This is a genomic window from Ectothiorhodospira shaposhnikovii (genome assembly GCF_022227765.1).
GTDB lineage: Bacteria > Pseudomonadota > Gammaproteobacteria > Ectothiorhodospirales > Ectothiorhodospiraceae > Ectothiorhodospira.
In genome coordinates this window covers 187,016-200,614 of record NZ_JAJMLZ010000002.1, presented here as the reverse complement: position 1 = coordinate 200,614, position 13,599 = coordinate 187,016, and the positions used below count along the sequence as shown (strand labels likewise).

Sequence of the window (13,599 nt, the reverse complement as noted above, 5' to 3'; positions counted from 1 at the left end):
TGCGCAGATCATAATGAATAACCCAAAAATCGGCCTCATGCATGTCTGGTCATTCATTCACCGATAATCACCCGGGTTTTCCGGATGGTCTGCTCAGGGCCCTGGCCCGACGATCCAGCTGGTCCCGGGCGGAACTGGCCCGGCACCTGATGGTTGCGGAGGCCGAAGTGGAATCCGGTCTGGAGGTGCTGGGCTCCCTGGGCCTTGCCCTGCTCAGGCCGGATAACCGGGTGGGGCTGGAAGATCCGTTGGAATTACTGGACGAAGCCCGCATCAGGGCGGCCTTCGGCGGCAACACCGACCTGACGCTGCAGGTCCTGGAGCAGGTGGATTCCACCAATACCCGGCTGGAGCAGATGCGCCGTCAGGGCATGGCGCCGCCGATGGCTTGCCTGGCCGATATTCAGTGGGCAGGGCGAGGGCGTCGGGGACGACAGTGGCTGATGCCGCCGGGCGCCGGATTGCCCCTGTCCATCCTCTGGAGCATCCGTCACTGGCCGGCACCGGACCCCACCATCACCCTGGCGGCAGGGGTGGTGGTCATCCGGGTGCTGGAAGCGCTGGGTGCCCGGGGGCTGAGTCTGAAATGGCCCAATGACATTCTGGTCCATGGCCGCAAGTTGGGCGGCATCCTGGTGGAAGGTCACGCCCAGGCAGGAGCGGGGGTCGACCTGATCCTGGGGTTGGGGCTGAATCTGCGCCTGCCCCGGGATCTTCCCATCGACCAGCCCTATGGTGACCTGCGGGACGCCGGCCTGGACCTGGACGTGTCCCGCAATGTCCTGGCCGCCAGGCTGCTGGAGGCCCTCACCGACATGCTAGCCACCTATCCGGAACCCGGTTTTGCCGCCTACCGGACACCATGGCAGGCCCATGATGCCTGTGCCGGGCGCCCGGTGTTGATCCGGGGCGCCCGAACCCTGGAGGGGACGGGGTGCGGCGTGGATGCGGGCGGTCGCCTGCAGGTACTGACGGCGGAGGGCATGGTGTCGGTGGAGGCGGGTGAGGTCAGCCTGCGTTTTGCCCCATGAAACTGCTGCTGGATGGAGGCAACACCCGGATCAAGTGGCTTTGCTGGGAGCATGGCCGGCCGGGGGAGGGGGGTGTCCTGGTCCATGGGGGCGAGGCCCGGCCGGATCTTTCCGGTCGCCTTGGCGCCTGCCTGGAGCCTCTGTCACCGGAGGCGATCTGGGTGGTGGAGGTGCTCGGCCCCGACTTTCGTCGGGTCTGCCGGGACATGTGCGAGGCACGTGGCTGGCCGGCGCCGCAATTCTTTGTGCCGGACTCCTGGCTGCACGGCATTTGCAGCGATTACCTGGAACCCGGCCGACTGGGGGTGGATCGCTATGCGGCCATGGCCGGCGCCCGGGCATTGGGGCATGAAACCGCCATCATCGTGGATTGCGGGACGGCAGTGACCCTGGATTTGCTGGTGCCGGAAGGCCGTCATCGGGGGGGATTGATCCTGCCGGGGTTGGGGCTGATGCGACGCAGCCTGGGGCTGGCACCAGGTGTGGCCGGCATGACCGAGGGCAGGGATGACTGCATCGTGGCCGTGCGCACGGCGGATGCCGTCGCTTCCGGTACGTTGCAGGGGCTGGCGGCGGCCATCGCGCATCTGAGTCATCGATTGTTCGAAATCGCCGGTACCGATGGAGGCGCGCCGGCGCGGTTGCTCACCGGTGGAGACGCCTTGCATCTTCACCCGCTGCTGGGTGATGACTGGTGCGTGGAGCCGCACCTGGTATTTCGCGGCCTGGCCCATGTGGCGGATCGGAATTGATGCGGTTGTTGTTTTTTCTGTTGCTGCTGCTGAATCTGGCCTATCTGCTGTATGGGCTGGCTCGGCATGCCCCGGAAACCCCACCGGAACCGACTGTATGGCAGCAGCCCGAGGGCATTCCCATGCTACGGTTGCTGCGGGAAGGTGGGGTGGCGGCGGAGGACGTCATCCCGGATGTCGGGCAGGCTGCATGTGTCAGCCTGGGACCTTTTGGTACCCCGCAGGCAGCGGCGCCCTTGCAGGCACGTTTGCTTCGTGAGGGGTTGGCGCCGCATGTGCGGCCGATGACCGAATCCAGACCCATGTCCTATTGGGTGGTGCTTGAGCCCGTTGATGGGCGCGCCGGGGCGCGGGCAGCCATCACCCTGCTGACGGCCCGGGGCATGAATGATCATTACATCATCACTGAAGGTCCCCATCGGGACGGCCTGTCGCTGGGGCTCTTTTCGGAACATGCAAGGGCCCTCAGACGCCTGGAGCAGGTGCGTGGGATCGGGTTGGAGCCCATCATCGAGACGCGCTATCGAGAAGTGAGTTTCTATTGGGTGGATGTGAATGTCTCCCTGCCCATGATCGGGATGCTGTCCCTGGAGCTGCCCGAGGGTATTTTTCCGGTGGAACGGGATTGTCCATGACGTTGGCCTCGGGCCTGCCTGAAAAGCGGACCAGGGATACCCAAATCATTGCTTGTGGTGGTAAAGTTGGCCCGTTGCCTGGATGTGGGGCATGGCCGGTATAGCTCAGCTGGTAGAGCAACTGATTTGTAATCAGTAGGTCCCGGGTTCGAATCCTGGTGCCGGCACCATTTTTTCCTTCCACCTGAATGCCGCCGTTGCGCGGATGCCTCATGAAGCAAAAACATGCTCGCTGGCTTCATGCCCTGGTCCCCTGGCCTGACGCCCTTGTCAGGCGTTCAGAGACTCAGGTCGCTCTGTCCGTGACCCCACTTTTTTCGAGCCTGTCAAAAAAATCGACTACACTCAGCAGCGAAGACTTGAAAAGTGTGAGCTGCGTCACATAGTATGTGTGACACAAGTCATATAAGTCCGTGACATGGTGTAAGGATATTGGACGGCAATCCGGCTGTCCCTGAATCATGGATCAGGTTGATCACCGCGTGTCACCCAAGCAAGAGAGAGGTTTGGGTATGGGCAATCCGGCAGAAGACAGGGTATTGGCCTCTGTTGTTGACAGTACGGAATATAGCGAAGTTCGATCTCAGCCGAGAGTTCGTTCTGCCGCAAACGGGGCGGGTGAGGCGGTCTCGGCGATGAGGCGGCCGGTCAGGGTCAGGCACGGCCATGTCAACATCCTTGGACGGGATATCTCCACCCCCATCATCATTTTGGCCTCCGCCGAGGCCCTGGTCTTTGGCTTGGCACTGTTGGCCGCCTGCTTCATCCAGCTTCCACTGGCACCCGCCCTCCCGGCCGTGCTGGATGTCATCTGGTCGCTGCAGATGCTGGCCTTTGTTTCCCTGGGCATGGTGGGCATGCTGAGCATGGGTCTTTACCGGCGAGGATTCCGCGGCGGTGCCAACGCAGTGGTGTTGCGCATCCTGGGGGCCGCCCTGCTGTCGGTCACCATGATGTCCATGCTGTTTTATGTCTTCCCGGATCTGCACTTCGGCCGCGGCATCATGGCCATCGCCATCGGCTTGGCCATTCCCGGCATATTGTTCACCCGTTTCGGCATCTTCCGACTGCTGGCCCATGATGCCTTCAAGCGTCGGGTACTGGTACTGGGGGCCGGCGATTCCGCCCAGCTGTTCAACCGTCTGCGCCGTAAGTCCGATCAGGTCGGTTTTGTCCTGGTGGGGTTCGTCCCCAGGCCTGGAGAATGCACCCGGGTATCCGATGACTCCACCCTGAGACTGGACGTGCCGCTACCTGAGTTCGTGCGCCGTCATCACGTGGATGATCTTGTCATTGCCTATGATGATCCCCGCGGCGGCTTTCCCGCCGAGGAACTGATGCATTGCAAGATGCAGGGCCTCCACGTACTGGATATCGCCGATTTCTTCGAGCGGGAGGCCGGTCTGCTCAAGCTGGACATCCTGCGTCCCTCCAGCATGATCTTCGGCCGAGGCTTTCGCCAGAGCCTCTATCAGCAATATGCCAAACGTGCCCTGGACGTGATCACCAGCCTGGCCATGCTGGCCTGTGTCTGGCCCTTCATGCTGATCTGCGCCCTGGCCATCATGATCGAGAGCAAGGGGCGGGGTTCGGTCATATTTTGTCAGGTACGCACCGGGCAGCATGGCAAGCCCTTCACGCTGTTCAAGTTCCGCAGCATGATCATGGATGCCGAGAAGGACGGCGTGGCCCGCTGGGCCCAGAAATCCGATCCCCGGGTCACCCGCTTTGGGGCCTTCATGCGCAAGACCCGGCTTGATGAGCTTCCCCAACTCATCAACGTGTTGCGTGGCGACATGAGCTTCGTCGGCCCACGGCCCGAGCGCCCCCAGTTTGTGGAACAACTCGGCGGCAAGTTGCCCTATTATCATCACCGGCACTGGGTCAAGCCGGGCCTCACCGGCTGGGCACAGATCCATTATCCCTACGGGGCCTCCGAGAAGGATGCCTTCGAGAAGCTCAAGTATGATCTTTACTATGTGAAGAACCAGAGCATGTCTCTGGATCTTCTGACCATCGTCCAGACCGTGGAAGTCGTTCTCTGGGGCCGAGGCTCCCGCTGAGAACGGCGGATATCAACGCTTTACCCCCAGGTATCATTCCCCGCCCCGACCCTCTCCCCATCCGGGAGAGGGAATGACCATGGAGGTTGCTCGTGTCCCTGGGCGTGACCGGATACGCCATCGCCGCCATCGGCTTTGCCGCCCTGCTGATCGTGCTCCTGATCGGCTGGCAACGCCGCCTGCAGGGGGCACTGCTGATCCTGGCCGCCGCTGCCGGCATCCTCTGGGCCTTGACCCTGGCCGCCCAGGCCATCTGGCCCGAACGCATCCCCCTGTCACTTGTTTTTCCCGCGGAACTGCTCCGGGATGCCGCCTGGATCGGTTTTCTCTGGGGGCTGATCTGGCAGGCACGCAGTCACCGGCGGCTACCGGTTTCCCGTGCCCCGGCCCGTCCCGGCCCGCCGTCATCTTCGGCGGGCAACCGATCCAGTACGTTACCGGCGGCCGACGCGAATGCTGATCTGAAGCCACCCTTGATCCTGCTGGGATTGGCGGCAGTGCTGCTGCTGATGGGGTTGGTGGCCTATTTGTTGCTCCAGCCCATGCTGCCGGAAGCCTGGATACGTGGGGATGTGCTGCTCGGCGGCAAGCTCCTGCTCACCCTCATCGCCCTTTTGCTGGTGGAACAGATCTATCGCAACACTTCCCGGGAGGGGCGCTGGGCCATCAAGTACCTGTGCCTGGGTGTGGGCGGTGTCTATCTGTTCGATTTCTACATGTATGCCGAGTCCCTGCTGTTTCGCAACGTGGATGCGGGCCTGTGGGAGGCGAGGGGATTTATCAATGCCCTGGTGGTGCCCCTGATTGCCGTGTCCGCGGCCCGTAACCCCCAGTGGTCGCTGGATGTCTATGTCTCACGGGGCATGGTGTTCCACACCGCCACCTTGCTGAGCGCCGGGGTCTACCTGCTGCTGATGGCGGCGGCGGGTTATTATCTGCGGGTCTTCGGCGGTGAGTGGGGCACGGTCTTCCAGGCCGTGTTCCTGTTTGCCGCCCTGATGAGCCTGCTGGCGCTGGCGGCCTCCGGGCGTCTGCGGTCGCAGTTCAAGGTCTTTGTCAGCAAGCACTTTTTCAACTACAAGTATGATTATCGGGAAGAGTGGCTGCGCTTCATCGCCACCCTGGCCGACGAGACCCGGCATGAGGCCTTGCCCACCCGAGTGATTCGCGCCCTGGCGGACATCGTCGACAGCCCCGGCGGGCAGCTTTGGATGCGCGACGGCGGTCGGCATTTCACTCAGACGGCCCAGATCAACATGGCCGAGGCCGGTGATCACGCCGAGCCGGTGGACGGCAGTCTGGCCCGCTACCTGCTGGATACCGGCTGGGTGCTGGATGTGGCGGAATGCCTGTCCGAACCCGAGCGACATGCCGGCCTGGAATTGCCGGACTGGATGCGGGACAGTGAACGGATCTGGTTGTTGATCCCCTTGAAACAGGGGGCCGAATTGCTCGGCTTCGTGGTATTGCTGGCCCCCAGGGCCCATCGCAACATCAACTGGGAAGACAGGGATCTGCTCAAGACCGCCGGACTTCAGGCCGCCAGCCACCTGGCCCAGATGGAGGCCCTGCGGGCGCTGTCCGAGGCCCGGCAGTTCGAGGCCTTCAACCGGCTGTCCGCGTATGTGGTGCATGACCTGAAGAACCTGATCGCCCAGCTGTCCCTGGTGGTCAGCAATGCCCGGCGCCACGGCGACAATCCGGCCTTTCTCAAGGATGCCATCGGCACGGTGGAGAACGCCGTGGAGCGCATGAACAAGCTCATGCTGCAGTTGCGTACCGGAGATCCGGGGCGTGACATGGCGCCGGTGGATGTGGGACTTCTGGCCGTTCGCGCCGTGGCGCAGGCCCAGGGGCGTGCACCGTTGCCGGAACTGGCTCACAATGGAGAGCCGATCCCGGTATTGGCGGACCCGGAGAGACTGTTGTCGGTGATGAATCATCTGATCCAGAATGCCCAGGAAGCCACGCCGCCAGAGGGCCAGGTGCGGCTTGGTCTCTGGCGTGACAGCCGCCAGGCCTACCTGGAGATTCGAGACACCGGCACCGGGATGACGAGTGAATTCATCCGCGAGCGACTGTTCCGGCCCTTTGACACCACCAAGGGGCTCACCGGCATGGGCATCGGCGCCTATGAAAGCCGTGAGTTCGTTCGCGCCCTGGGAGGGGATCTGGAAGTGTGGAGCGAACCGGGCGTGGGGTCGCGATTCCGGATCAGCATTCCTTTGGCCCAACCGCAAGAAGAAGCCCCTCTCCCGCGGGGAAAGGGGGCCCAAGACTAGAGCCCTCTCCCGTTGCGGGAGAAACGCAATCAAATCACTGCCAGTGAGGCACCCAGACGTTGACCGGAAGCACTCAGCAAAAACCCGTATTACTCCTGGTGGAGGATGATCCCGGCCTGCTCAGCCAGCTGCGCTGGTGTTTTGACGACTTCGAGGTCCTGACCGCCCAGAACCGGGATGAGGCCATTGCCCAGTTGCGTCGCGGCGAACCTTCCGTGGTCACCCTGGATCTGGGCCTGCCGCCGGACCCGGGCGGTGCGACCGAAGGTCTGGCCACCCTCGAACAGATCCTGTCCCTGGCCCCGGAGACCAAGGTGGTTGTGGTCACCGGCAACAACGACCGCGACAACGCCGTCAGGGCCGTGGCCTTGGGCGCCTACGATTTCTACCAGAAGCCGGTGGACGCGGACATCCTCAACCTTATCGTCAAGCGCGCCCATCGCCTGTTCGAGCTGGAGGCGGAAAACCGCCGCCTGTCGGCCCGTCAGGCCACCGAACCCCTGCCGGGACTCATTGCCGCCAGCCCGGAAATGCTCAAGGTCTGCCGCACCGTGGAAAAGGTGGCGCCCACCGATGCCACCACCCTGCTGCTGGGCGACAGCGGTACCGGCAAGGAGGTGGTTGCCCAGGCCCTCCATGGCCTGAGCCGCCGCAAGCAGGGGCCGTTCGTGGCCATCAACTGCGCCGCCATCCCGGAAAACCTGCTGGAGAGCGAGCTGTTCGGTTATGAAAAGGGCGCCTTCACCGGCGCCGTCAAGCAGACCCGGGGCAAGATCGAATATGCCGACGGCGGTACCCTGTTCCTGGACGAAGTGGGCGATCTGCCCATGCCCCTGCAGGCCAAGTTGCTGCGGTTCCTGCAGGAGCGGGTCATCGAGCGCATCGGCGGTCGGGGGGAGATCCCGGTGGATGTGCGGGTGGTCTGCGCCACCCACCAGGACCTGTCCACCCTCATCGCCGAGGACCGGTTCCGCGAGGACCTGTTCTACCGCATCAGCGAGATCACCATCCATATCCCGGCGCTGAAGGATCGCACCGGTGACGCCCACCTGCTGGCCCGGGTGCTGCTGGAGCGCTTGGCCGGCAAGCAGGGCCGAACCATGCGCGGCTTCTCCCAGGACGCCCAAAGCGCCATCGAACGCCATGACTGGCCGGGCAATGTGCGGGAGTTGGAAAACCGCATCAAGCGGGCGGTGATCATGGCCGAAGGCAACCAGGTGACCGCCGAGGATCTGGAACTGTCGGCCGACGGCGAGGATCCGCTCGTGCTCAATCTGCGTCGGGTGCGGGACGAGGCGGAAGGCCGCGCCGTGCGCCGCACCCTGCAGATGGTGGATGGCAACATCTCAAGGGCGGCGGAACTGCTGGGAGTGAGCCGGCCGACTTTATACGATTTGTTGAAGAAGCATGATTTGGGTCGGGAGGATACCTGAGTTGTGCGGTATAGAGTCGTGCTCTACATAAGAGAGCGGATCTGTCTATTGAAACACAGGCCGGTATCATGCTCCGACATCTTCCCGGCCCATGTTCGGGCACTTTCGGCGTGGCCGGAGTCTTCAAGTAGTCGGCGCGCCAGTCTGTTGACGCCCTCCGGGGATACCTGCCCGGCACGCATCCGTTTTCCCGCGCCCGATCTTTCGATGCAGATCATGTTCAGGTGCTGATCCATATTGTCGGCAATGCCCAGGATCGGCACGCCCGCGGCCAGGGCTTGCTGGGTGGAAAGGCTGCCGCCGTTGCAGACCATCAGCGATGAACGGGCCGCGGCCTTGATGCCGGGCAGGAAGTCGGCGGTCAGGGTGTTGGCGGGGACATGGTCGAGGGCGCGACCGGAGGTGGCGGCAATGACGGTCACGGGCAGGGAGGCCAGACCCCGAAGGATGCGGGGCAGGATCCTTTGATCCCCGGAACTGCCCAGGGCAACGTAGACGATGGGGCGGTCATTCGGCAGTCTGTCCCACCAGTCGGGTCGGGGCGTGTGCGGCGACCAGAGTATCGGTCCAAGCCACTGATGGTTGGCCGGCAGGGAAGTGGTCGGGACAAAATTCGGGATGTCCGCATAGAGTGTCAGATCGGCGTCCGTGTAAGCCTTCTGCAGGCTGTCGCCCAGACCGGGTAGTCCGTATTCCCTGCGGATAGCGTTGAGTGGCTGGGCGTGCCGGGCAAAGATCATGGGCTGAAGCCTGGCAAAAAACCACTCGGATGGCCCCACCCCCAGCACCCGGGTGATCGGATGTTCGGGCAGGGGAAATGCCAACTGCGAATAGGGGGACCAGTAGGCGTTGGTGATGGTGACGTAAGGCACCTTGCAAAGTCGCGCGCTGATGCCCAAGGAGATCCGGAAGTCTCCCACGACAAGGTCAGGTTGGGTGGATTCCAGTAGCTCGAGATCCGAGCGTACGTAGTCTCGTAGGGTCGATTTGTCGTAAACCGCCTTGCCCTTGGCAAGATTTTCCAGGAAATCCCTTGAAGGAATCGTCCGCAGGGGGCGCAGATCCCCGGGCAAGGCATCGAAAAGGTTCAGGTAGCGGTCATCACAGGCCAGGGTGACCCGGTAGTCTTCAGGGGGCAGGGTACGGGCCAGGGCCATGGGGCGCACCACATGGGCCAGGGTGACGGACTCACCGACGAACAGAATGTGCTTCCTTTCCTTCTGAATTTTTGTCTGAGCCTGACCCTCCGTCCCCGGGGTGTTCGTATCATGGGGCTTGAAGCTGGAAGTCATGAAATGGTTTTGTCGTGTCCGGATGATGTGAGCAGTTTTGACAGGGGCAGGCGCAGGGATCGTGCCGCCGGGTTGGGGCCGTAGCCGACCCGCCCCATGAAGACTCCCTGGCGTACCGCGGTCTCGCCCGCCAGGGCCTGCAGATCCCGGGTCAGGCGAACGGCCCGTTCCATGGATTTGGACTCCCGGCTGAATTCCACCTGTCCATGAACATAGGAGGCGAAGATCAGCGGCGTCATCTCCGGCTGGAATTGCAGGCCGAGCCGGGTTGCGGTCAGCCAGAAACGCTGCATGGCCCGGCCACCGGCAATGTAGTCATCCATGATGGTCAGCGGCTGCCTGGAAACGATGACGAAATGCGCCCCACAGTTTAGGGCCGGGAGCAGGTCCATCTGCAATCTCGGCAGCAGGGTGCCGCCCAGGTAGCGGTTGAGGAAATGAACCCGTTGCCAACTGGCCAGTGCCCAGCGCATCAGTTTCAGCCCCAGGGGATCCATGCCCAGTGCCTGATCGGGAATGCGCTCGGTGCTGTACTGTGCATTCCAGTCGATGATGCTGCTGTGGACCGGGTAAGCCTCGGGGGTGGTCAGGCGGACCAGAGCGTTATCCCAGAGCAGTCTGGCCATGCGGCGACGTTCCCCCGGTTCCTGCAGCCAGACTACATAATGATCCGGACCCACGGCGGCTTCCAGCGCATCACGATGACGGGATGTAAGGGGGCGGCGCTGCATGGATCGGCGCTGGGTACTACGGGCCGCAATGAAGGGTGCCAGGGGATGGCTTCGTGCCGGGCTTTCGATCAGTTGCACGTCGAATGTGGGCCGGTTTTCAGGCGCATCCAGCCGTCGCTGGATGTCGCAACGAAATCCATGGGTAGCGGCGGCGATGTCCAGGGTTTCCAGCAATCCGCCCAGCGCGATCTGGCTGGCACGGCCCCGCAGGTCATAGACCACATGGTCACGGGTGTCATGGCCGTGGATGGTGAAGCGGGTGTCGTCGTGAATTTCGAAACGCCAGGGCTGGGTGTTGTCGCCGCTGGGGGCCCAGCGGGCCTGGGAGAGGATGGTAGCCAGCGGCTTGGGCAGTTCGGGTGTGGCTGCGTCCGTGGATGCCCGTGCCGGTGCTGCCAGTAGACGCGCCACCTGTCGGTAGCCGAGTTTGCATTTCAGGGTCTGCAGGGGGCCTCGGTTGCCCCAGCGTAGGCGGCCCCGGCGATACCGCGGGCGGTAGGCATCGAATACATGATAGTAGGGAGCCGGATGGATCGGCCCCCTGTTCAGCAGGATCTTCACTGCCTCGGTTCCGGTGACGCCGGCGCAGAGCTGACAGGCCATGATGGTGGAGGGACCGCGTTTTTCAGCCAGATTCAGGCGTTGCGGGTCGACCAGATAATCACGATGGAAGCCTGACGGCGTGAGGCCCACCAGGAAGTTCACATATTGCTGTTCCACCGACAGCCCCGCCATGCGGAAATAATCCTCAAAACTCATGCCATCCGGGGTGAATATCAAATAGGCGGTACCCATGCCGATGGGGCCCGCGGTGATGGCGGGGATGCCCAGTTCGCGGCATCGGGCAAAGACTTGCGCACGTATCTGGGGAGCAAAAAAATCCAGCCCGTCCACGAACAGATCCACGCCCTCCAGAAAGGCATCGAGATTGTCCCCCTGGACACCCTCATTGAATACCTTCAGGTCCAGGGCCGGGTTGATGTCCTTGGCCATGCGCGCCAGCACTTCCGCCTTGGGGTGATCCAGGGTGCTTGTCATGGCCCCTGCCTGACGGTTGAAGTTGGCCTGCTCAAAGACATCCAGGTCGGCAATATGGAAGGCGCCGATGCCCAGTCTGGTCAGGGTGAGCAGGTGCGTACCGCCCACACCGCCCATGCCGGCGATGGCGATGCGCTTGCTTTTCAGCAGGATCTGTTCCGTTTCGGTGAGCCAGCCCAGGTTGCGTGAAAAGGCCGTCTGGTAGTCGAATTCCTGAATATTCATTCTGCCTCCCCAGGCGGTACTCAGGGCCGGCGCTTCACGTCGAGGCCCATGGGATGATCTTCGGCACGGATCGTGGTGGCCAGGTCATCCTGCGCCAGATTGGCGCGCAAGCTGGCTTCCACCCGATCGTAAAGCTGCCGCATGTCCGCATTGAAGCCTTCCACAATGCCTTCGGCACGGATATAGAAGGCGGTACGGGTGCCGTGATAGTCGGTGGGTTCGCCAATCTGTTCCAGCGGGATGCCAAGGCGCTTGAGGAGTTTGGCAAGCCAGTGCTCCACCATGATGAACATGTTGGGGCGACCCACCAGCAATGCAATGGCGGGGGAGGCGCAGATCATGGCCATGCTGACCAGGGGGTAGGTACGCATTTCCTCTTCGGAGGGCAGGTCGAGCTTGTCGGGCAGGGCGCCGATGCGGGTTTCGGCTTCCCGGGGTCGTCTGCGGAACTCGGGGTGTGCCGCCAATCGGGAAATTTCACACAGCGTGTCCCGTGGCGTACGGCGTGGGTGTCGGGGATTGGCGGGGTCCAGACTGGCCTGGCAGTACCTTTCCAGCGGCATCATGCCATCGGGATCTTTCAGCGTGGGTAGCACGACCCGCACGCAACCCGCGACGACCTCCTCGTCCGCCGGCCGCTTCTCCTTGTTGTCCCCTTGGTAGACCGCCATGCAATGGAGTGACTGGACATCGAAACTGTCCCGCTCCAGACCGTCAGGGCAATCGTCGGGGTTTTCAAACCCGAATTCCTTCACGTAGACGTCATATCTTGCCCGCTGTACCGCCCGGAGCTGTTCCGGGGTGCGGGCGAAATCAAGGCGGAAATACTTGAAGAAGTGGTCAATGGCTAGCATCGGTCGGCTTCATGGGTCAGGCGTGAATGGGCAGGCTCGGTGCGGTGAACGACCCCTTCCGGAACCCCTGAATGGGTTGCTCAAGTATATACCTGCTTGGAACGTTGCGCCTTCCCCAGTCATTGACCAGGCATTTTTTGTCGATGCGCATGCCATTGTTCTCGTCGTCTCTGAAAGTGAGGGCAATCCAAGCCCTTGCCCATGGGGTCCGCCTTGCGGAAACCCTGGAAATCACCCGTAAATTGAGTTCTTCACCGGAAGCTTTTCCGATCTGTGATCTACGTTTGGCTTGTAGGGTGGTCCTCTGATTACACTCAATGCGCCCATAAATCACGCGAAGTTGACCAAAATGATCGAGAATGACTACGAAGTTGTCGTTGCCGACACGAGGGAAACGCGTCGTATTCACCACCGTATCCGATATCAGGTGTATTGTCTTGAGACCGGGTACGAGGATCCCCATGCCTATCCCGATGGTCTGGAGCGCGACGAGTGGGATGAGCATGCCATTCCCTTTCTGGTGCGTCATCGACCGACGGAACAGTGGATCGGCACCATGCGGCTTATTCCCTCCATGGAGAGAGGGTTGCCATTTTTCAGTCTTTTGAGCCCCGAGGCAGAGGTAGACAGATTCAAGGCCGAAAGGGCTTATGAAATCTCCCGAGTCTGCATCCCCTCGGTTTATCGACGCCGAAATAGCGATCGGGTTGCAGCGCGCCGTGCACCAGAAAGATGTGATTCAGTTTTTCCCAGTGATGGCTTCCGCTCGCTGTTACGCAACGAAGGTGTTATTCGAGGCATGAAAATGCGACCATGGTACTCTTGGTCAGGCGGGGCCGACAGTGGTGAGTGCCTTGATATCCGTGCTTTGCGTGGTGAACTGGATCAGCGATTTCGCCATTGCTTGGACTCGAAGCATTGGGGCTCGTGTACTGCACCTAATGTGGATGGCAATGCGGTGATCGCTGTGCTGTTCCGAGCAGCGATAAGGACAGCCAGTCAGAAAGGAGTCGAGGCACTGTTTTTTCTGGTTCGGCCCTCTCTGGCGCGCATTTTGCGGAGATTTCAGTTTCAGATCGAGCGTGTGGGTCAGGGGTGTGAGCATAGAGGCTTGAGGTTTCCCTACCGCGCCGAGGTTTCCCCCGATTCCTTGGCGATGACGGCTTCAATGAGTCAGCAAACTCGCGAAGACATTTTGCCGAAACACTCCACTCTCGGAGGTACATGCATATAAATGCAAAATCTTCGCTATGCTCTTTATGA

9 protein-coding genes, 1 tRNA gene and 1 pseudogene are annotated in these 13,599 nt (G+C 62.0%); 8 read left to right on the top strand and 3 right to left on the bottom strand.

Translation table 11 applies throughout. The annotated features are described in order from the left end of the window. Positions 1-41 precede the first annotated feature (41 nt). The 7 genes from LQD11_RS03500 (at position 42) to prsR (ending at position 8,196) form a co-directional block, all read left to right on the top strand. Positions 42-1,031 (top strand): biotin--[acetyl-CoA-carboxylase] ligase, encoded by a 990-nt coding sequence (locus LQD11_RS03500; protein ID WP_238616286.1) that lies wholly within the window; start codon positions 42-44, stop codon positions 1,029-1,031. Continuing rightward, positions 1,028-1,783 carry a type III pantothenate kinase gene (locus LQD11_RS03495; protein WP_008932483.1) on the top strand — a complete coding sequence of 252 codons (756 nt, stop codon included), beginning with the start codon at positions 1,028-1,030 and terminating at the stop codon, positions 1,781-1,783. The genes LQD11_RS03500 and LQD11_RS03495 overlap by 4 nt, the downstream gene beginning before the upstream one ends. After that, a complete protein-coding gene (locus LQD11_RS03490) occupies positions 1,783-2,418 on the top strand; it encodes an SPOR domain-containing protein (protein WP_238616285.1) in 636 nt (211 codons plus the stop codon). The genes LQD11_RS03495 and LQD11_RS03490 overlap by 1 nt, the downstream gene beginning before the upstream one ends. A gap of 94 nt (positions 2,419-2,512) precedes the next feature. Continuing rightward, a tRNA-Thr gene (locus LQD11_RS03485) sits at positions 2,513-2,588 on the top strand. A gap of 465 nt (positions 2,589-3,053) precedes the next feature. Next, on the top strand, positions 3,054-4,481 hold the full coding sequence (locus LQD11_RS03480) for a TIGR03013 family XrtA/PEP-CTERM system glycosyltransferase (protein WP_238616284.1): 1,428 nt from the start codon (positions 3,054-3,056) through the stop codon (positions 4,479-4,481). Between the two features lie 92 nt (positions 4,482-4,573). Next, positions 4,574-6,763, top strand: a complete 2,190-nt coding sequence (gene prsK, locus LQD11_RS03475; RefSeq protein ID WP_238616283.1) for an XrtA/PEP-CTERM system histidine kinase PrsK — start codon at positions 4,574-4,576, stop codon at positions 6,761-6,763. A 59-nt stretch (positions 6,764-6,822) separates the two neighbouring features. Further along, complete coding sequence (gene prsR / locus LQD11_RS03470; RefSeq protein WP_238616282.1) at positions 6,823-8,196, top strand: PEP-CTERM-box response regulator transcription factor; 1,374 nt, start codon at positions 6,823-6,825, stop codon at positions 8,194-8,196. A gap of 23 nt (positions 8,197-8,219) precedes the next feature. On the opposite strand, the gene LQD11_RS03465 is transcribed toward prsR, so the two are convergent. The 3 genes and pseudogenes from LQD11_RS03465 to LQD11_RS03455 form a co-directional block, all read right to left on the bottom strand. Then, on the bottom strand, positions 8,220-9,488 hold the full coding sequence (locus tag LQD11_RS03465; RefSeq protein WP_238616281.1) for a glycosyltransferase: 1,269 nt from the start codon (positions 9,486-9,488) through the stop codon (positions 8,220-8,222). Between the two features lie 1,118 nt (positions 9,489-10,606). Then, a pseudogene (locus LQD11_RS15745) lies at positions 10,607-11,476 on the bottom strand (ThiF family adenylyltransferase); the annotation flags it as partial. A 26-nt stretch (positions 11,477-11,502) separates the two neighbouring features. Further along, positions 11,503-12,336 (bottom strand): PEP-CTERM/exosortase system-associated acyltransferase, encoded by an 834-nt coding sequence (locus tag LQD11_RS03455; RefSeq protein ID WP_238616279.1) that lies wholly within the window; start codon positions 12,334-12,336, stop codon positions 11,503-11,505. Positions 12,337-12,685: 349 nt separating this feature from the next. Between LQD11_RS03455 and LQD11_RS03450 the strand changes: the two genes are divergently transcribed. Then, positions 12,686-13,570, top strand: coding sequence for a GNAT family N-acyltransferase (locus tag LQD11_RS03450; RefSeq protein ID WP_238616278.1), 885 nt, complete (start codon positions 12,686-12,688; stop codon positions 13,568-13,570). Positions 13,571-13,599: the final 29 nt, after the last annotated feature.

What these genes read in the sequence shown, in the direction of transcription:
- LQD11_RS03480 (WP_238616284.1), top strand. Translation starts at nt 3,054, where the DNA reads ATGAGGCGGCCGGTCAGGGTCAGGCACGGCCATGTCAACATCCTTGGA.
- LQD11_RS03500 (WP_238616286.1), top strand. Translation starts at nt 42, where the DNA reads ATGTCTGGTCATTCATTCACCGATAATCACCCGGGTTTTCCGGATGGT.
- LQD11_RS03455 (WP_238616279.1), bottom strand. Translation starts at nt 12,336, where the DNA reads ATGCTAGCCATTGACCACTTCTTCAAGTATTTCCGCCTTGATTTCGCC.
- LQD11_RS03490 (WP_238616285.1), top strand. Translation starts at nt 1,783, where the DNA reads ATGCGGTTGTTGTTTTTTCTGTTGCTGCTGCTGAATCTGGCCTATCTG.
- LQD11_RS03450 (WP_238616278.1), top strand. Translation starts at nt 12,686, where the DNA reads ATGATCGAGAATGACTACGAAGTTGTCGTTGCCGACACGAGGGAAACG.
- LQD11_RS03465 (WP_238616281.1), bottom strand. Translation starts at nt 9,488, where the DNA reads ATGACTTCCAGCTTCAAGCCCCATGATACGAACACCCCGGGGACGGAG.
- LQD11_RS03495 (WP_008932483.1), top strand. Translation starts at nt 1,028, where the DNA reads ATGAAACTGCTGCTGGATGGAGGCAACACCCGGATCAAGTGGCTTTGC.